Source organism: Xanthomonas graminis pv. graminis, assembly GCF_030168915.1.
In the GTDB taxonomy this organism is placed as follows: domain Bacteria; phylum Pseudomonadota; class Gammaproteobacteria; order Xanthomonadales; family Xanthomonadaceae; genus Xanthomonas_A; species Xanthomonas_A translucens.
This window is the reverse complement of sequence record NZ_CP076255.1, coordinates 3432083-3449421: the sequence shown is the minus strand read 5'-3', so window position 1 is coordinate 3449421 and position 17339 is coordinate 3432083. Positions and strand designations below refer to the sequence as shown.

At 66.2% G+C, this 17339-nt stretch carries 16 protein-coding genes and 1 tRNA gene; 5 read left to right on the top strand and 12 right to left on the bottom strand.

The window, feature by feature from the left end:
• Positions 1-460: 460 nt before the first annotated feature.
• Both KHF85_RS14955 and KHF85_RS14950 read left to right on the top strand, forming a co-directional pair.
• Positions 461-1300, top strand: coding sequence for a TrmH family RNA methyltransferase (locus KHF85_RS14955; RefSeq protein WP_284567263.1), 840 nt, complete (start codon positions 461-463; stop codon positions 1298-1300).
• Positions 1297-2802 (top strand): carboxylesterase/lipase family protein, encoded by a 1506-nt coding sequence (locus KHF85_RS14950; protein ID WP_409976622.1) that lies wholly within the window; start codon positions 1297-1299, stop codon positions 2800-2802. The genes KHF85_RS14955 and KHF85_RS14950 overlap by 4 nt, the downstream gene beginning before the upstream one ends.
• Positions 2803-3118: 316 nt before the next feature.
• On the opposite strand, the gene KHF85_RS14945 is transcribed toward KHF85_RS14950, so the two are convergent.
• The 5 genes from KHF85_RS14945 to KHF85_RS14925 form a co-directional block, all read right to left on the bottom strand.
• Positions 3119-4189 carry a LacI family DNA-binding transcriptional regulator gene (locus tag KHF85_RS14945; protein WP_409976621.1) on the bottom strand — a complete coding sequence of 357 codons (1071 nt, stop codon included), beginning with the start codon at positions 4187-4189 and terminating at the stop codon, positions 3119-3121.
• Between the two features lie 94 nt (positions 4190-4283).
• Positions 4284-5669 carry a M28 family peptidase gene (locus KHF85_RS14940; RefSeq protein WP_284567261.1) on the bottom strand — a complete coding sequence of 462 codons (1386 nt, stop codon included), beginning with the start codon at positions 5667-5669 and terminating at the stop codon, positions 4284-4286.
• Positions 5670-5732: 63 nt separating this feature from the next.
• Complete coding sequence (mscL, locus tag KHF85_RS14935; protein ID WP_284567260.1) at positions 5733-6152, bottom strand: large-conductance mechanosensitive channel protein MscL; 420 nt, start codon at positions 6150-6152, stop codon at positions 5733-5735.
• Positions 6153-6261: 109 nt separating this feature from the next.
• Positions 6262-6969: a fumarylacetoacetate hydrolase family protein gene (locus KHF85_RS14930; RefSeq protein WP_284567259.1), complete on the bottom strand. Its 708-nt coding sequence runs from the start codon at positions 6967-6969 to the stop codon at positions 6262-6264.
• 112 nt (positions 6970-7081) lie between these two features.
• Positions 7082-7354 carry a hypothetical protein gene (locus KHF85_RS14925; protein WP_053835337.1) on the bottom strand — a complete coding sequence of 91 codons (273 nt, stop codon included), beginning with the start codon at positions 7352-7354 and terminating at the stop codon, positions 7082-7084.
• Positions 7355-7552: 198 nt separating this feature from the next.
• On the opposite strand from KHF85_RS14925, the gene KHF85_RS14920 reads away from it, so the two are divergent.
• Positions 7553-7894 (top strand): Rieske (2Fe-2S) protein, encoded by a 342-nt coding sequence (locus KHF85_RS14920; RefSeq protein ID WP_284567258.1) that lies wholly within the window; start codon positions 7553-7555, stop codon positions 7892-7894.
• A 7-nt stretch (positions 7895-7901) separates the two neighbouring features.
• On the opposite strand, the gene KHF85_RS14915 is transcribed toward KHF85_RS14920, so the two are convergent.
• From KHF85_RS14915 to thiS, 4 genes are all read right to left on the bottom strand, one after another.
• Complete coding sequence (locus KHF85_RS14915; RefSeq protein ID WP_284567257.1) at positions 7902-9770, bottom strand: SLC13 family permease; 1869 nt, start codon at positions 9768-9770, stop codon at positions 7902-7904.
• Positions 9771-9836: 66 nt separating this feature from the next.
• Positions 9837-10622, bottom strand: coding sequence for a tRNA (guanosine(46)-N7)-methyltransferase TrmB (trmB, locus tag KHF85_RS14910; protein WP_284567256.1), 786 nt, complete (start codon positions 10620-10622; stop codon positions 9837-9839).
• 10 nt (positions 10623-10632) lie between these two features.
• Positions 10633-11427 carry a thiazole synthase gene (locus KHF85_RS14905; RefSeq protein ID WP_284567255.1) on the bottom strand — a complete coding sequence of 265 codons (795 nt, stop codon included), beginning with the start codon at positions 11425-11427 and terminating at the stop codon, positions 10633-10635.
• A 55-nt stretch (positions 11428-11482) separates the two neighbouring features.
• Positions 11483-11683, bottom strand: a complete 201-nt coding sequence (gene thiS / locus KHF85_RS14900; RefSeq protein ID WP_003477142.1) for a sulfur carrier protein ThiS — start codon at positions 11681-11683, stop codon at positions 11483-11485.
• A gap of 154 nt (positions 11684-11837) precedes the next feature.
• Between thiS and KHF85_RS14895 the strand changes: the two genes are divergently transcribed.
• Both KHF85_RS14895 and KHF85_RS14890 read left to right on the top strand, forming a co-directional pair.
• Positions 11838-13658: an autotransporter outer membrane beta-barrel domain-containing protein gene (locus tag KHF85_RS14895; RefSeq protein ID WP_284567254.1), complete on the top strand. Its 1821-nt coding sequence runs from the start codon at positions 11838-11840 to the stop codon at positions 13656-13658.
• 280 nt (positions 13659-13938) lie between these two features.
• A tRNA-Gly gene (locus KHF85_RS14890) sits at positions 13939-14012 on the top strand.
• Between the two features lie 291 nt (positions 14013-14303).
• Here KHF85_RS14890 and KHF85_RS14885 read toward each other — a convergent pair.
• From KHF85_RS14885 to KHF85_RS14875, 3 genes are all read right to left on the bottom strand, one after another.
• Positions 14304-15656: a glutamine synthetase family protein gene (locus tag KHF85_RS14885; RefSeq protein ID WP_284567253.1), complete on the bottom strand. Its 1353-nt coding sequence runs from the start codon at positions 15654-15656 to the stop codon at positions 14304-14306.
• A 78-nt stretch (positions 15657-15734) separates the two neighbouring features.
• Complete coding sequence (locus KHF85_RS14880) at positions 15735-16658, bottom strand: homoserine O-succinyltransferase (protein WP_284567252.1); 924 nt, start codon at positions 16656-16658, stop codon at positions 15735-15737.
• A 67-nt stretch (positions 16659-16725) separates the two neighbouring features.
• On the bottom strand, positions 16726-17325 hold the full coding sequence (locus KHF85_RS14875; RefSeq protein ID WP_345782166.1) for a LysE family translocator: 600 nt from the start codon (positions 17323-17325) through the stop codon (positions 16726-16728).
• Positions 17326-17339 lie beyond the last annotated feature (14 nt).

Here is a 17339-nt window from a genome sequence, read left to right as displayed (position 1 = left end):
CCTTATCGTGAAAATGCGCAAAGGGATTTCGGAAACCGGCGTATTGCGACACGGATGCGCACGTGGGCGCCGGATCGGGGTTGCCGGATTCCCGTGAGCAAAGTGGATGGGACGGGCGAGGGGTCTCTCGATAAGACCTGCCTGGAGGGCGGAAGGAGCGGCGACGATGAACCATAGATGGCGCATGTTATTGTTGTACTTCTGCGCGTAAATTTGCGAATTCCGCATAATGCGCAGCCATGGAGAGCTGCTTCACGATCGGGCTGGCGAGGCGTTTGCATTTCGTGTTGTGCTGCGTAGACACGTGTCGGCACGCGATCGGCATACCCGGGGCAGCCGGCGGCGCCCGAATGAGCGAAAATCCCCCGAGCGCGCCGGCCTGGCGCGCGACCCGCGCGTTTTCCAGGAGACTTCCCATGCGTCATGCCCTTCGTTCCTGCTGCGCCATGGGCGTGCACCGATGACCTCGCCCTGGGGCAAAAGCCCGCGCAGCCCGCGTCCGCCCGCGCCGCCCGAACGCGCCGCACCGGTGCCGCGCGCGGCCGACGCCAACCGCGGCGAACTGCGCCTGTACGGCCTCAACGCGGTGCGCGCGGTGTACGCGCGGCGCCCGGAGGCGATCCGCAAGCTATACCTGACAGAGGCGCGGATTCCGGCGCTGCAGCCGCTGCTGAAGTGGTGCGCGGCCAATCGCGTCGGCTACCGCGTGGTGGAAGAAGCCGATCTGAACAAGCTCGCGGCCAGCGCGCACCACGAAGGCGTGGTCGCCGACGTGATGCGCGCCGAACCATTGCCGCTGGCGGCGTGGCTGCAGACGCTGGCGCCGGGTCCGGCGCTGGCGTTGTGGCTGGACGGGGTCGGCAACCCCCACAACTTCGGCGCGATCCTGCGCTCGGCCGCGCATTTCGGCGCCGCCGCGATCCTGCTGCCGGACACCGCGACACTGGCCCTGTCCGGCGCCGCCGCGCGCGTGGCCGAGGGCGGCGCCGAGGCGCTGCCGCTGGTGCGGCTACCGCCGGCGGAGCAAGCGCTGGCGCAATTGCGTGCGGCCGGCTTCGCCCTGGCGGCGACGCTGGTGGACGGCGGCGCCGACGTGTTCTCCGCCGCGCTGCCGCCGCGCCTGGTCTACGTGATGGGGGCCGAGAGCGAAGGCATGGACCGCGACTTCGCGCAGGCCTGCGAACTGCGCCTGTCGATCCCCGGCAGCGGCGCGGTGGAAAGCCTCAACGTCGCCGCCGCCACCGCGGTGCTGCTCGGCGCCTGGCGCAGCCGCGTCGCCGCGTCGGGCGCTGCACGGTGAAGCCGGCGCTGCTGTGCCTGCTGCTGGCCCTCGCGCCGCTGGCGGGCGCGCGCGCGGCGCCCGCCGCGGCTGTGCCTGCGGCGCAGGTGACGCTGGCCGCGGGCAGTTTGCGCGGCCAGGTCCAGGCCGACGGCAGCGTGCTGTTCCGCGCGATCCCGTTCGCCGCGCCGCCGACCGGCGCGAACCGGTGGCGGCCGCCACAGCCGCCGGCGCGTTGGCGTGGCGTGCGCGATGCCAGCCAGCCGGCGCCGACCTGCGCGCAGCCGGCGATCGGCTGGAACAATGCGCTGGCGCAGCGCTCCAGCGAAGACTGTCTGTACGTGGAAGTGCAGACGCCGCGCCTGGATCAGGCAGCGAAACAGCCGGTGATGGTGTGGATCCACGGCGGCGCCAACGTCGCCGGCGGCGCCGACGTGTTGCCGTCGTCGCTGGCGCAACAGGGCGTGGTGCTGGTCACCGTGCAATACCGGCTGGGCGTGTTCGGCTTCCTGTCGCTGCCCGAACTCAGCGCCGAATCCGCGCGCCATGCTTCCGGCAACTACGCACTGCTCGACCAGATCGCGGCGCTGCGCTGGGTCCGCGACAACATCGCCCGCTTCGGCGGCGACCCGGCGCAGGTGACCATCTTCGGCCAATCGGCCGGCGCCCAGGACGTGGGCCTGCTGCAGCTGTCGCCGCTGGCGAAAGGGCTGTTCCGCGCGGCGATCGAACAGAGCGGCACCGCCGGCTTCGGCCTGCCGCCGCGCAGCCTGGGCGAGAACGAGGCGCTCGGCGCGGCGATCGCGCAGCGTGCCGGGATCGGCGCGACGCAGCGCTTGCCGGCATTGCGGCGCTTGCCGTTCGCGCAGTTGTTGCAGGCGGCGCAGGGCGTCGACGTGCCGGCCTTGGACGACGACGGCTACATCTGGCTGCAGGCGATCGTCGATGGCCAGGTGCTGCCGCGCGCGCCGGCGGCGCTGCTGGCCGCCGGCGCGCAGCAGCGGGTGCCGCTGCTGCTCGGCAGCGTGGCGCAGGAACTGACCTATGGCGGCGCTGGCGGCGCGCAGGCGCGGCTGCGTCGCGACTATCCTGCGCAAGCCGCGCAGGTGCTGGCGCCGTCTCCCGGTGCGGCGGCCGTGCCCGATCCGCGCTACGGCGACGCGCCGATGCAGTTGGCCACCGACCTGACCTTCCGCTGCCCGGCGCTGGCAGCGGCGCGCGCGCAGGCGCGACAGGGCGTGCCGGTCTGGCACTACGAGTTCGATCTGGCCGCGCCCGGCGGCCGCGTGACCCACAGCGCCGAACTGCCGTTCGTGTTCAAGGGCCTGCCGATCGGCCAGCCGCCGCTGAACCTGCAGCGCTACTGGGCCGCGTTCGCGCGCAGCGGCGATCCCAATGGCGCTGGCATGCCGAATTGGCCGGCATTCGCGCCGACCCAGGCATCGTTGCGCTTCGACCAGGACGGGACACACGCGGTGACCGGCTTGCGCCGCGAAGCGTGTGCGCTGCTCGATTTGCCGTAGCCAAGACTGCCGCCGCTGCTGCAGCTCGCAGCGGCATGCCGTCGCGGTGGTCCGCCGCAGCCCTGCCATGCGGGTTGCTGTGCCGTGGCCCGACCGCGATGCGTGCCGAGTGGGTGCAGGCGGATCGCTGCACAACCGGAGTCGACTGCGCCATGGGCATTTTCGACTCGGATAGTTGCAGTCGACCAAATCTTGTGGGAGCGACTTCAGTCGCGACGGGCGTTACCAGGAAAGCGCATCGCGACCGATGGCGCGAAGCCACCTGCAGTCGCGCCTACGACATTCCGTCGCCTTTAAGCACAGCGAAGAAAACGCGCTAGCCCGCCGCCTGCGGCAACGGCGCGTGCGCCGGCGGCGCGGTCGAGCCGCGCGTCACCAGCGTGTAGTTCATCACCTGGTGGATGCCGCGGCTGGGCAGGCCGGCGCGGCGTTGGCGGATCTCGTCGAGCAGCAGCGTCACCGCGGCGCGGCCCATTGCGGTGACCGGCTGGTGGATGGTGGTCAGCTCGGGCCAGATCGTGGTCGCCACCGGGGTGTCGTCGAAGCCGGTGATCGACAGGTCATCGGGTACGCGCAGGCGCAGGCCGTGGGCGATGGCGACCGCGGCGGCGGCCATGTCGTCGTTGCTGCACAGCAGCGCGCTCGGACGCGGCGCGGCGTGCAGCAACGCGGTCGCGGCGAGCAGCCCGGAGCGATAGGTGAACAGGCCTTCGGCCACGCGCGCTGCGGCCACCGGCAGGCCGGCCGCGGCCATGGTGTCGAAGAACGCGCGGCTGCGCGGCGCGCTCGGGGTGTGTTGGGGATCGCCGCTGATGAAGCCGATGTCGCGGTGGCCGAGGTCGAGCAGATGCCGGGTGATCGCGCAGGCCGCCTGGTAGTCGTCGATGCGCACCGAACTGACGCCGTGCACCGGCGTGCCGGTGGACACGGCGACCACCGGGATGCCGCGCGCGTCCAGTTCCTCGATGGTCTGCCGCGAATCGCACAGCGGCGGCGGCAGGATCACCCCGTCCACGCCGGCGTCGAGCAGGCGCTCGGTGGCGGTGCGCTGGCTGCCGATATCGTCGCTCTTTTCCACCAGCACCTGGCTGCCGTCCAGGCTGCTCTGTTCGAGGATGCCGAGCATGAACTGGTTGAGATAGGCCGCGCTGGGATTGCTGTACAGCACGCCGATCCGCGCCAGGCTGGCGGTGCGCAACGAGCGCCCGGCCAGGTTGGGGCGGTAGCCGAGCGTCTTGATCGAGGCCTCGACGCGCTCGCGCAGCGACGCGCCCACCCGCGGGTGGCGGTTGATCACGCGCGAGGCGGTCATCGGCGAGACGCCTGCGTGCTGCGCCACATCCAGAAGCGTTACCGTGGAGCCTGCACGACCTTGCCCTTTGCCCATCGTGGTCCTGGCGATGTTGCGATAAAGGGAAAGCCTGCACATCCCCCGCGGCAGGCCCGTCAGCTTACTCTTGGGGCGGTTGCACTGTCTTGGCCTAGCTGCCGAAACCGCCGTCGGCCTCCGCGGCCAGATAGGCGAACACCGCATAGGCGGCGACGTTCTGCGCCAGCGCCTTGGGATCGATCTTGTCCAGGGTGTCGTCGGCGGTGTGGTGCAGATCGAAGTAGTCGCTGCCGTCCTGCGCCAGCCACGCCCAGGCGCCGCCCTTGGCCGCGAGCGGACCCACGTCCGGGCCGGGGCCGCCGCTGTCCGGCGCGTAGGCGATGCCGAGCGGCGCCAGCGCTTCGGCGATCTGCCGGGTCGCCTCGCGCGAGGCGGCGGCATCGCCGGAGCCGGTGTTGAACGCATAGATGCGGCCGGCGCCGAAATCGCTCTCGGCGGCGATCTGGTGCAGCGCCACGTCCTTGGCGTGCGCTTGCGCATAGGCCTTGCCGCCGTACAGTCCCTGTTCTTCGTTGGCGAAGGCGACCACGCGAATCGTGCGCTTGGGCGCGCGCTTGAGCTGGCCGATCAGGTGCCCGGCGGCCATGCTGATGCCGACCCCGGCACCGTCGTCGATCGCGCCGGTGCCCAGGTCCCACGAGTCCAGATGACCGCCGATCACCACCACGTTCTTGGGCTCGCTGCGCCCGGTGATCTCGCCGATCACGTTGTACGAGGTGGCCTGGCCGTCCCAGCCGCAGTCCAACGCCAGGCGCAACAGCACCGGGCCGCGCGCGACCAGCCGCGCCAGCTGGTTGGCGTCGGGCACCGCCAGCGCCGCCGCCGGCACCGGGGTCAGGCCTTCGTCGAACAGGGTGATGCCGGTATGCGGCACGCGGTGCGAATCGGTGCCGGCCGAGCGCATCACGAAGCCGATCGCGCCCTTGCGGATCGCCTCCGACGGCCCCTTGCTGCGCACCGCGCCGCCGTTGCCGTAGTCCTTGCCGTCGCGCGCCTTGACCATCTGGTAATCGACGAAGGCGATCTTGCCGCGCAGCGAACCGGCGGGGGCGGCCTGCAGTGCGGCGAGGTCGGCGAAGCGCACCACCTCGGCCTCGACCGTGCCGGCCGGGCTGCCGCCCAGCGCGGTGACGCGCAGCGGCTGCGCATTGGCGCCGAGCACCTGCGCGTGTTCGCTGCGCCGCTCCCATTTCGGGAACGTCACCGGCTCGGTCCACACCTTGTCGAAGCCCAGCGCCTTGAACTGGGCCGTGGCCCACGCGACCGCGCGCGCATCGGCGTCGCTGCCGGCCATGCGCGGGCCGACCTCGGTGGTCAGCGATTCGACCACCTTCCAACCGGTGTCGTCGGCCAGCGCCTGCTCGCGCAGCGTGGCGGCGGTGGACAGCGCCGCGTCCGGGATGCGGGTGGTCTTCTCGGCCGCGGCGGCGGACGAGGCAACAAACATGGCGGCGATGACGACGGCAAGACGGCGCATGAAGGACTCCGCGACAGGGTGAACCACGAGCTTAGCAGCGCGTGTCGCGCCTGCGCAAGGCACTCACTGCGGCGTGGCGTCGTGCTTCAACGCATCGCGGATCTCGCGCAGCAGCAGCACTTCCTCGCTCGGCGCCTTGGGCGCGGGCGGTTCCTTGCGCGCGATGCGGTTGATCGCCTTGAACAGCATGAAAATGGCGAAGGCCACGATCACGAACTGCAGGATGGTGTTGAGGAAATCGCCGACGCCGATCACCACCGGCGGCACGTCCTTGCCCGCCGCGTCCACCGTCGCCGCCTTCAGCGTCCACGCCCAGCGCGAGAAATCCACGCCGCCGGCGAGCATGCCGATCGGCGGCATGATGATCTTCTCCACCAGCGCGGTGACGATCTTGCCGAACGCCGCGCCGAGCACCACGCCGACCGCCAGGTCCAGCACGTTGCCGCGCATGGCGAATTCCTTGAACTCACGGATCATGCCCATCGGGGGCTCCTCAATCGTTGCGCGGGCCTGTCGCCGCGGTGCAAGCCTAGCGCAGTCGTTGTCGTTCCCGGATCAAGCCGCACGCCGATCGCCTGCATGCGATGCGCACTCAAGCGACGATCACGCCGTGGCGCTCGGCGACGTTCTCCAGCCGCGCGCTGAAGCGATCGCCCGGCCGCAGCGCGGCCACGCCGGCCGGCGTGCCCATGAACACCAGGTCGCCGGCGCGCAGCGCGAACAGCTTGGACAGTTCGTGCAGGATCTCCGGCACGTTCCAGATCATCTGGTCGAGCAGCGATTGCTGGCGCACCTGGCCATTGACCTCCAGCGACAGGTTCAACGCCTCCAGCGCGCCCACTTCGCCGGCCGGGATCAGTTCGCTGATCGGCGCGGAATGGTCGAAGCCCTTGGCGATGTCCCACGGCAGGCCCCTGGCCTTGGCCGTGGCCTGCAGGTCGCGCCGGGTCAGGTCCAGGCCGACGCCGTAGGCGAACACCAGTGCGGCCGCATCCTCGACGCCGAGCACGCCGGCCGGCGCATCCTGGCCCAGCGCCACCACCAGCTCCACTTCGTGGTGCAGGTCCTGGGTCGCGGACGGGTAGGGAATGGATGCGCTGCCGATCACCAGCGCATCGGCCGGCTTCATGAAGAACGTCGGCTGGCCGCGCTCGGCCTTCGAGGCCGGCGCGCTGGCGCCCATCTCGCGCGCATGGTCGGCGAAATTGTGGCCCACGCAGTAGATGCGATGCACCGGAAACAGCCCCAGCCCACGCACGGGCACGCGCGGCGCTTCGACAGCGGCAAACAGGTCTTTCATGGGATGCATCCAGTAAAAAACAGGATGCAGCAGTCTAACGCGTCGGCTTCAACCCAATTCCAGCGGGGGCGAGAACATCGCTTTCACGATTCCCCACTCCCCATTCCCCGCTTTAAAGCGGCAAGGCTGGCTTGCGCAACACGCGGTACTCGCCATCGACCACCTGCTGGCGCGCCGCGGACGGGCGCTTGCCGCGCTGGCTCAGCAGCTTCATCGCGATGCCGCCGAGGATCATCGCCGCGCCGACGAACACGCTCACGAACACCAGCCCGGCGAGGATCGCCAGGCCAAGCAAACCGACGGCCAGTTTGACCAGCGGATGGCGCGGCTTGCGCGGCGCGAAGACATGCCGGAACTGATCGAAATGGAAGGCGCGTGCACGCATGGCAGAAGTCTGTGTCAGTTGGAACCGAGGCGGCAGTATCCGCGCTGTCTTCTGTGACAGAGTGAAAAGTTCGTTAAGCGTAAAGTTAACACTTTCCCGTTCAAGGCCTTGCGTGTCGCCGCCAGGTGAAGCGCGGCGCGGGGGCGCACCGCGGACATGCAAGAATGGCGGCTGTTTCCGCGTGGCCGCCGGCTTTCCATGACCGAGTCATCTTCCGCTGTGCTGGCGCAACTGGCGCAACTCGCACCCGGCAGCCTGGTCGAGGCCGAGGCCACGCTCGGCGGCGCTGTCGAATCGTTGCTGCTGTACCGCGACGGCGACGGCGTACGCGCTTGGTTGAACGTATGCCCGCATGCCGGGCGCCGGCTCGACTGGGCGCCGGGGCAGTTCCTGAAAAGCCGCGAAGGCCATCTGGTCTGCGCCGCGCATGGCGCCACGTTCGAACTGCAGCACGGCAACTGCATGTCGGGGCCGTGCCGCGGCCAGAGCCTGCTCGCGGTGCCGGTGGCGGTGCGCGAAGGCCAGGTGTTCCTGGCGTGAGTGCCGCCTAGAACGCGCCCCACCAGGCCATCGACATCAGGTTGACCATCAGCACCACCATCGCGGTATAGATCAGCGACAGCGGCGCGCCGACCCGCCACAGTTCGCGCGGCTGGTAGTTGGCCGGGCCGGTGACCATCGAGATCACCGGGTTGGACGCGGTCATCAAATTGTTGGACGCCGACAGCGCCACGATCAGCGCGAACGCGGTGGGATTGCCGCCAGACGCCAGCGCCAGGTTGACCGCGATCGGCACCATCACGATGGTCGCGCCGACGTGGCTGATGACCAGCGAGAACGCGGTGGTCAGCAGCGCCAGCGCGATCTCCAGCGCCCACACCGGCACGCCTTCGGGCAGCCGCGCGATGGTGTGGCCGGCGACCCAGGCCGCCGTGCCGCTGCTGTCCATCGCCCAGCCCAGCGGGATCAACCCGGCCATCATGAAGATGGTCTTCCAGTTGATCGAGGCGTAGGCCTCGTCCATGCGCAGCACGCCGGTCAGCAGCATGCCGGCCACGCCGGTCATCAGGGTCAGCGCCACCGGCAGCTTGCTGGTCAGCGCGATCAGGATGGTCAGCGCGAAGATGGTCATCGCGATCTTGAACTTGTGCGGGCGGTGCTCGCCTTTCGGATAGTCGGTGACCACGACGAAGTCGCGGCTCTCCGAGGCCTGCGCCAGGTCCTGCCAGATGCTGTGGAACACCAGCATGTCGCCGGCGCGCAGATGCACCTTGCGCACGTCCTCGCGGATCACCTGCTTGTCGCGGTTGATCGCCAGCAGGCTGATCCCGGCCTGCTTGCGCAGGCGCAGCTCGGCCGCGCTCTTGCCGATGAAGCGCGAGGTCGGCGGGATCACCGCCTCGGAGATGCCGGCGCGGCTGGGATTGAACAGGTCGCCGAGATTGCGCAGCCGCGAGGACAGGCGCAGGAACTGGTTCTGCGCGAAATCGGCCACCTGTTGCCGCGCGCCCATCACCCCGAGCACGCTGCCGACCCAGATGCGCATGTCCGCCGGCGGCGCCAGGCGGGTGTCGTTGCCGGTCTTCAGCGCCAGCAGCAGCGGCGCGTCGTGCACCGTCTCGGCCTCGCCCAGGGTCATGCCGACCAGCGGGCTGTCGGCGCTGACGATCAGCTCGAACACGTCGCCTTCGATGCCGTAGGTGCGCGCGAAGTAGCTCTCGGTGCGCGCCGGGGTGACCCCGTTGTTGATCAGCTGCTCCTCTTCCATCAGCGTGCGGTCGCCGCGCACGCGGAAGTAGATCAGCGAGGCCAGCAGCAGCGCCACGCCGATCGGCAGCGGCGCGAACATGCGCAGCGGCTCGATCGTGGCCGTGCCCGAGGGCAGGTTGTTGTTGGCCGACTGCAGCAGGTCGTTGAGCAGGATCAGCGGCGAGTTGCCGACCATGGTCAGCGCGCCGCCCATCACGATCGCCGCGGCGATCGGCAGCAGCAGGCGCTGCAGGGTCAGCCCGGTGCGCGCGGCCAGGCGCGAGGCCACCGGCAGGTACAGCGCCATCACCGAGGGGTTCTGCATGAACGAGGAATTGAGTCCGGCGATGCCGGTGGTCAGCAGCATCAGCCGCTCTTCCACGCCGTGCGCGCGGCGCAGCAGCCACGACGCCAGCCGGTTCAGCGCGCCGGTGCGCTCCAGCCCGGCGCCGAGGATGGTGGTGGCGATGATGCTCATCACCGCATTGCCGGAGAAACCGCTGAACAGCTCTTCCGGCGCGACCAGCCCGGTTACCCCGAGCACCACCAGCACCACCAGCGCGACCACGTCGGCGCGGATGCGCTCGAACACGAACATGGCCATCGTGAAGCCGACCAGCCCGAGCACGAGCTTCATATCGGTGGTCAGCGTCAGCGCGGTGTCCATTGGGGGCCGGGAGTGGGGATTCGGGAATGGAGAATGGCAGAAGCGATGGTTTGACGCAGGCTGGCGCTACGCGGATGCCGGGGGCGGTGGCTGTTCCGATTCCGCATTGCCCGCTTCCGATTCCCGGTCGTACAGCAAATCCCACACGCCATGGCCCAGCTTCTGGCCGCGGGTTTCGAAATGGGTTTGCGGGCGCCAGTCCGGGCGCGGCACATGGCCGCGCGGGCCGGCGCGGTTGACCAGGCCGGCGGTGGCGTCGAGCACGTCCCACATCTGCTCGGCGTAGTCGGCCCAGTCGGTGGCCGCGTGCAGGCGGCCGCCGGCGCGCAACTTGCGCACCAGCAGCGCGGCGAACGCCGGCTGCAGCAGGCGGCGCTTGTTGTGGCGCTTCTTGTGCCACGGGTCGGGGAAGTAGATGCGCACTTCGTCGAGCGCGCCGTCGGCGATCTCGTGCTCCAGCACTTCCACCGCGTCGTGGTGGTACAGGCGCACGTGCTCGCTGCCGTCTGCGGCCAGCGCGTTCAACACGCGGCCCACGCCGGGCGCGTGCACCTCGATGCCGATGTAGTCGCGGGCCGGGGCGTGGCGTGCGGCGAAGCGCAGCGCCTCGCCGTTGCCGAAGCCGATCTCCAGCACCTTGGGCGCGGTGCGGCCGAAGGTGGCGTCGAGATCGCGCGGCTGGCCGCTGTAATCCAGGCCGAAGCGCGGCCACAGTTCGTCGAACGCGCGCTGCTGGGCGGGCGTGAAGCGGCCCTGGCGCAGCACGAAACTGCGCACCTGGCGGCGGCCTTCCTCGATGGTGAAGGGCTTGGGCGGGGTCTTGGCGCCGGCGCTGGAGAACGGATCGGTCATGCGCGCGGCCTCAGCCGATCAACCCGTCGACCGGCGAGGAGGCGCTGGCGTAGCGCTTGCGCGGGATGCGCCCGGCCAGGAACGCCTCGCGCCCGGCCTCGACCGCCTTGCGCATCGCGCTGGCCATCAGCACCGGGTTGCGCGCGCCGGCGATGGCGGTGTTCATCAGCACGCCGTCGCAGCCCAGTTCCATCGCGATCGCCGCGTCCGAGGCGGTGCCGACGCCGGCATCGACGATGATCGGCACCTTGGCGTTGTCGATGATTTCCAGCAGGTTGTAGCGGTTCTGGATGCCCAGCCCGGAGCCGATCGGCGCGGCCAGCGGCATCACCGCCACGCAGCCGATCTCCTCCAGGCGCTTGGCCAGGATCGGGTCGTCGCTGGTATAGACCATCACCTCGAACCCGTCGGCGACCAGGATCTCGGCGGCCTTCAGGGTCTGCACCACGTCCGGGAACAAGGTGCGCTGGTCGCCGAGCACTTCCAGCTTGGTCAGGTTGTGGCCGTCGAGCAGTTCGCGCGCCAGGCGGCAGGTGCGCACCGCGTCCTCGGCGCTGTAGCAGCCGGCGGTGTTGGGCAGGATGGTGTAGCGCTCCGGCGGTAGCACATCCAGCAGGTTGGGCTCGCCCGGGGTCTGGCCGATGTTGGAGCGGCGGATCGCCACGGTGACGATTTCGGCGCCGGCGGCCTCGGTGGCCTGTCGGGTCTGTTGCAGATCGGCGAACTTGCCGGTGCCGGTGAGCAGGCGGGAACGGTAGGGCTTGCCGGCGATCACCAGCGCATCGTGGGGGGCGTGAGCGTTCATCGCCGGATTATCGCCCATCGTACCCGGCGCTGCCGAGTCGGGCGCCGCGCGGAATTCAGCCGCCGCCCAGCGCGTGCACGATCTCGACCCGGTCGCCGTCGCGCAGCGCGTGCTCGGCATGCGCGCCGCGCGGCACGATCGCGCCGTTGACCTCGACCGCGACGCGGCGCTGCGCCAGCCCCTCCTCGAGCAGCAGGGCGGCGACGGTGGTGTGGGGCTGCAAAGGGCGGACCTGGCCGTTCAATTCGATGTTCATGCCATCATTGTGCCGTGCGTGCCGCCAGGTGCGCGATGCATTGCGGCAGTGCAACGTGAGCGTGAGGGGCAGAGGTGAAATCATGCCTTCCATGCGGCTGCGTATGTTCTGGCCGTGCCCCGCGTCACTTTCATCATCGCCTGGGAGGGCCTCCATGACTTCGTCCATCCGTCCACTCCGTTCGCTACTGGCCGCCGCGATCGTGCTCGCCGCCGCGCCCGCGTTCGCGCAACAGACCTATAGCCGCACCGTGTTCTTCGGCGACAGCCTCACCGACGCCGGCTACTACCGGCCGCTGCTGCCGGCCTCGGTGCAGGCGGTGACCGGCCAGTTCACGACCAATCCGGACTGGGTCTGGGCGCAGTACATCGCCGACCACTACCACACCGACGGCCACGCCAACGGCAACGGCCAGATCGGCGACGACTACGCCGCCGGCAATGCCCGCGTCGGCGTGGCCAATCCCAGCGCGCTGGGCGTGGCGCCGTCGCTGGCGACGCAGGCCAGCAGGTACCTGGCGTCCAACGGCGGCAAGGCCGACCCGAACGCGCTGTACAGCCTGTGGGGCGGGGCCAACGACCTGCTCGCGGTCGCGGCCGGCGCACCGGCCCAGGCCACGATCGGCAACGCGGTCACGGCCGAGGTCGGCATCGTCGCGGGCCTGCAGAACGCCGGCGCGCGTTACGTCATGGTCACCACCATCCCCGATGTCGGCCTGACCCCGCGCTTCCGCGCCGGCGGCGCCACGGCGATGGCGCAGGGCACCGCGCTGGCCGGCAGCTACAACAGCGCCCTGTTCGCCGGGCTCAAGAGCGCCGGGCTGCAGGTGATCCCGGTGGATACCTTCCACCTGCTGCAGGAAGTGATCGCCAGCCCGTCCACCTACGGTTTCAGCAACTCCACCGGCACCGCCTGCCAGCCGCAGATCACCGCGCAGTCGCTGACCTGCAACCCGACCAGCTACGTCAGCGCCGACGCTGCCGACAGCTACGTGTTCGCCGACGGCATCCACCCCACCGGCCGCACCCACGAGATTCTGGCGCAGTACGCGCTGTCGATCCTGGAAGGCCCGCGCCTGCAGCAGGTGCTGAGTCACTCGGCCGAAGTCACCGGCCGCGCGCGCGCCGACCAGATCGCCTGGCACGTCGATGGCCGCCCGGAAGCGGACGGCATGCGCTGGTGGGGCAACCTGCGCGGCGACATGCAGCGCTATTCGCACGGCGACCTGTACGACGGCCTGGCCCCGGCCGGCCTGTTCGGCGTGGACTGGTCGCGCGGCGAGTGGGTGTTCGGCGGCTTCGGCGGCTTCGGCCGCGTGGATGCCGACTTCGGCAACCGCGGCGGCGACTACACCCAGGACGACAGCACCCTGGGCGGCTTCGCCGGCTGGTATGGCGAGCACGCCTGGGTCAACGCCCAGGTCAGCTACAGCTGGCTGAGCTACGACGTCAAGCGCAAGGTCAACCTCGGCCCGGCCACCATCGAGCACAACGGCTCGCCGGACGGCAGCAACCTGACCGCAGCGCTGCAGGGCGGCTACGAGTTCGGAGAAGGCACGTTCAAGCACGGCCCGGTGGCCGCGGCGATCTGGCAGAAGGTCAAGCTCGATGGCTACACCGAGAGCAACCCGAATTCCAGCGCGCTGGGCTACTACGACCAGGACGTCGAGTCGCTGGTCGGCCGCGTCGGCTGGAAGGCCAGCCTCGATGCGGGCGCGGTGAAGCCGTACCTGCAGGCGACCTACGACCACGAGTTCAAGAAGGGCGAGCAAGCCACCGCGTGGCTGCAGACCATGCCCGACCTGGGCGCCTACGCGGTGCCGGGCCTGGCCATCGACCGCAACTACGCCTCGGTGGTGCTGGGCGCGCGGGCCAAGGTGTTTGGCCTGGAGAGCAATGTCGGCATCGCCGCCACCACCGGCCAGAGCCGCGCGCACGACACCTCGCTGTTCGTGAACTTCGGCGGCAGCTTCTAAGCGCGGCGTCGTTGTTGTCCCTCGTGCCCGGCCATGCATGCGCCGGGCACAAGGGAATGTCAGGCTGCGCGCCGCCAAACCGGTTCCCTGTGGGAGGGGCTTCAGCCCCGACGCCTTATCGGTAGGGCGTCGGGGCTGAAGCTTCTCCCGCAACACATCCCCACCTGCAAGCAAGTATCGGCATCACGATCGCTCGGGCGCCGCCGCCCCATCCGCCGCCGCGTGGTCACACCGATTTCTTGCGCAACCGCCTGCCCACCGCATAGACTGCACCGGCGACGCGGGCGTAGCTCAATGGTAGAGCTGTAGCTTCCCAAGCTACTGACGTGGGTTCGATTCCCATCGCCCGCTCCAGCCTTGTGAATTTCAGTGCTAAGTTCTTGACCGCGCTGCCTATTCCTTCCGGCGGAAGACCACCTCGAACGACCTCCCAAGATAGCGTTTGAGGTATCGTTTTTGCCAAAACCCCTCTTGCTGCATAGGCTATTAGGTCTCCACGTGGGCTTCTTGGTTTCTGCTGATTTGCGTGGGCAAGTCGGCTCGCGTTTTCTGGTTCGTCCTCTCACTCTTCGACCCGGCGACGCGGCGTGTCTGGTGTCTGCCTACATGGGGATGGCACTATCGAACGCATTGACCAGACCTTCCCTAACTACGTTCAAATCCCCTGAGCAAATCCCAATCGGTTACATGCCTATCGTATTCGGATTGTTCCCATTGCGCGGCGTGGACGTAATGGTCGACAACCCCGCTTCCTAGCACCTCGCGGAGCCAACTCGAGCTCGAACTGATGCCGATGGCAGCTCTGAGTGTTTTCGGGATGTCCGGCAATCCCGTGTCGCGATATGCATCGCTCTTGCACGGCTCGCCCAATGGCAGTTTCTCGTCAATCCCCGCCAAGCCAGCTGCAATCAGTCCTGCGAACGCAATGTAGGGATTCATATCGGCACCACCAATGCGGCACTCGACGCGCAGATCATCCGAGCCCAGGCCACAAACGCGTAAGCCGGTCGTTCGATTGTCGCAGCCCCATGCGATCTTAGTGGGTGCGAACGTGTCAATCTGAAATCTTTTATAGGAGTTTATGTAGGGTGCCAACAGGAGAGTAATATCTCCCGCATACTTGAGGATTCCGGCCAAGTAGCTCCTCATTATAACGGACATTCCCTGCGGTTCTGCTTCGTCATAAAAAAGGGGTCGGCCATCAGACGACCATAGCGACGCGTGGACGTGGCTGGACGATCCTGCATAATTATCGTTCCATTTTGCCATGTAGGTGATTGACTTGCCGTGCTGCGCTGCTATTTCCTTGCTGCCGTGCTTGATGATTGTGTGCTGATCGGCCATCGACAACGGGTCTGAATGCCGAACATTGATTTCCCCCTGGCCAGCGCCTCCCTCACCCTTTGTGCATTCAATTGCGACACCAGCGCCATATAAACCTTTTCTGATCGGACGCATGACGCACTCCTGTCCCGTTGTCGATAGAATGTTGTAATCCTGATTGTAACTTCCAAATACCGCTGGTGAATTATAATTTTTTCTAGAAATTTCGGCATGAGTCTCGTCGAAAAGATAAAACTCAAGCTCCGATGCGAAACAGGCACGCATTCCGCGGTCGGATATCCGGCGTAACTGCCTTTGCAAGATATGTCTGGGCGATTGCGCCACTGGCTCGCCGTTGTCATTGTAGACATCGCAAATCACCAATGCTGTTGCGTCCAGCCAAGGCAGCAATCGCAAGCTGGAAAAGTCAGGCTTGAGGACGAAATCGCCGTAACCAGCACTCCAGCTGGCATTCGCGTAACCTGGCACCGGGACCATTTCCATGTCATTGGCCAATAGATAATTGCAGGCATGGCCTTGGTTGTAATCGTGACGCACAAATGTAGCGGCATGATAGCGTTTTCCCATGAGCCGACCTTGCATGTCGACCATGCATACCAATATCGTATCGATCGCGCCAGACGCGACCGAATTCCGGAGTTCATCGAAGTTCATGACAGATTACCGCCGCCATTTAAATGAGTGTTGTATATATGAGAGTTTTACGAGAGCTGCGCGTCTGCTGGCGGCAGCTCATCGACATCGACCGACCATATCCAGATCCGCCAAGGACGTTTTATGAATATGGCTGATCCAGTTCTCAAACAATAAAATTGCATGGTTGCGCCATCGATTCGTCGGTGGCAGATAGTGGCAATCGTTTGGAAAATAGTTGATGGGTAGATTAGTATTTCTTCCTGCGGATAGATCGCGGAAGTATTCGTCTGCAAGAGTATTCGAATCGTATTCGATATGATTAAAGAAATGCAAAGAATGATGCTTAGGGTCACTAAGCAAGCAAAGCCCGGTATCGAGCGAATCAATGAGGACGGAAACGCCGCTATCAATAGGGAAGTCGATGCGACGCATTTCCGTCCAGCGCGACACGGGAATGTAGAGTTCCTCGGAAAAACCTTTCAAGTAAGGGGAGTCGATATCATGGATATGATGCTTAAATACGCCGAATAACTTTTCTTTCAAGACGTACTTTGGCACCCCATAGAAAAAATGCATAGCAGCTTGCGCCCCCCAACAGATGTTAAAGCAACTATGGACGTTGGTCTGCGTCCACTGAAATACTCCAGCGAGTTCATCCCAGTAATCGACGCTGCAGAAAGGAATTTTCTCAATCGGCGCCCCGGTTATTATAAATCCATCAAATTTTCGATTATTAATATCCCGCCAGTCCTTGTAGAAGGATTTCAGGTGTTCGACAGGTGTATTCTTCGATGAGTGGCTGGATATCCTGACAAGCGTCAACTCAACCTGGAAGTGGGTGGAGCCCAAAAGGCGCGCTATCTGGATTTCGGTATTGACTTTATTTGGCATCAGGTTAAGCAACCCTACGCTTATAGATCGGCACTGCGGATGGATCATTGCCTCATCTTCTAAGACGGTGATACCTTCGTTTTCAAGAACACAACCTGCCGGCAGCCCTTTAGGGATTAGTATTGACATGAGATTGCGGCCCTCTTCAACGAACGACCTGCATCGGCCGTTTCTCGCATGAGAAATCTTGACTCAATCAGGAAAGCACTAGGAAAACTGCGACAAGCAGATAGATTGCGCCGGCTACCCGGCTTATATTGCGTTCGTTCCTGAAAAGGGTGCGTGCCCTTTGCGCAAGCAACGCATATCCACCATAGATTAAGAGAGAAATAAGCAGTCCTGCCAAACTCAACGCAATTGCTTGGTGCGTGTAAGAATAGTAAGGACTGACAAAGCTTGGATAGGTAAGCAAAGTGGCCAGCCATCCCTTGGGATTAGTCAGGGCGACAAGTGATGAATCGATGAACACCTTTCGCGGACTAGAAGCGATTATTTCTGTGCTGTGATGTTCCGGTTGGGGCAGAAAAGAGATTAAACCAATGTACGTGAGATAGATCGCTCCTATCCAGCGCAGATAACCGAGAAGCGACGAGTGCTCGTGAATGATCAAGCCGACCCCAGACAGCGCGACAATGGCGTGAATCGCAGTAGCCAGTCCAAAGCCAAACGAACAGGGAACTATAATCTTGCGGCCATACTTGAGAGCTTGAGCCACAACATATGCTACGTTCGGCCCCGGCACGGCGACCGCGCAAGTGAACGCAATGGCGAACAGAGCCATCAGATGGAGATCCATTATCTCGTCACTAT

Coding starts and splice junctions, on each gene's coding strand:
- KHF85_RS14880 (WP_284567252.1), bottom strand. CDS start 16,658: ATGTCAATACTAATCCCTAAAGGGCTGCCGGCAGGTTGTGTTCTTGAA.
- KHF85_RS14895 (WP_284567254.1), top strand. CDS start 11,838: ATGACTTCGTCCATCCGTCCACTCCGTTCGCTACTGGCCGCCGCGATC.
- KHF85_RS14920 (WP_284567258.1), top strand. CDS start 7,553: ATGACCGAGTCATCTTCCGCTGTGCTGGCGCAACTGGCGCAACTCGCA.
- KHF85_RS14885 (WP_284567253.1), bottom strand. CDS start 15,656: ATGAACTTCGATGAACTCCGGAATTCGGTCGCGTCTGGCGCGATCGAT.
- KHF85_RS14945 (WP_409976621.1), bottom strand. CDS start 4,189: ATGGGCAAAGGGCAAGGTCGTGCAGGCTCCACGGTAACGCTTCTGGAT.
- thiS (WP_003477142.1), bottom strand. CDS start 11,683: ATGAACATCGAATTGAACGGCCAGGTCCGCCCTTTGCAGCCCCACACC.
- trmB (WP_284567256.1), bottom strand. CDS start 10,622: ATGACCGATCCGTTCTCCAGCGCCGGCGCCAAGACCCCGCCCAAGCCC.
- KHF85_RS14955 (WP_284567263.1), top strand. CDS start 461: ATGACCTCGCCCTGGGGCAAAAGCCCGCGCAGCCCGCGTCCGCCCGCG.
- mscL (WP_284567260.1), bottom strand. CDS start 6,152: ATGGGCATGATCCGTGAGTTCAAGGAATTCGCCATGCGCGGCAACGTG.
- KHF85_RS14905 (WP_284567255.1), bottom strand. CDS start 11,427: ATGAACGCTCACGCCCCCCACGATGCGCTGGTGATCGCCGGCAAGCCC.
- KHF85_RS14940 (WP_284567261.1), bottom strand. CDS start 5,669: ATGCGCCGTCTTGCCGTCGTCATCGCCGCCATGTTTGTTGCCTCGTCC.
- KHF85_RS14925 (WP_053835337.1), bottom strand. CDS start 7,354: ATGCGTGCACGCGCCTTCCATTTCGATCAGTTCCGGCATGTCTTCGCG.
- KHF85_RS14915 (WP_284567257.1), bottom strand. CDS start 9,770: ATGGACACCGCGCTGACGCTGACCACCGATATGAAGCTCGTGCTCGGG.
- KHF85_RS14930 (WP_284567259.1), bottom strand. CDS start 6,969: ATGAAAGACCTGTTTGCCGCTGTCGAAGCGCCGCGCGTGCCCGTGCGT.
- KHF85_RS14875 (WP_345782166.1), bottom strand. CDS start 17,325: ATGGATCTCCATCTGATGGCTCTGTTCGCCATTGCGTTCACTTGCGCG.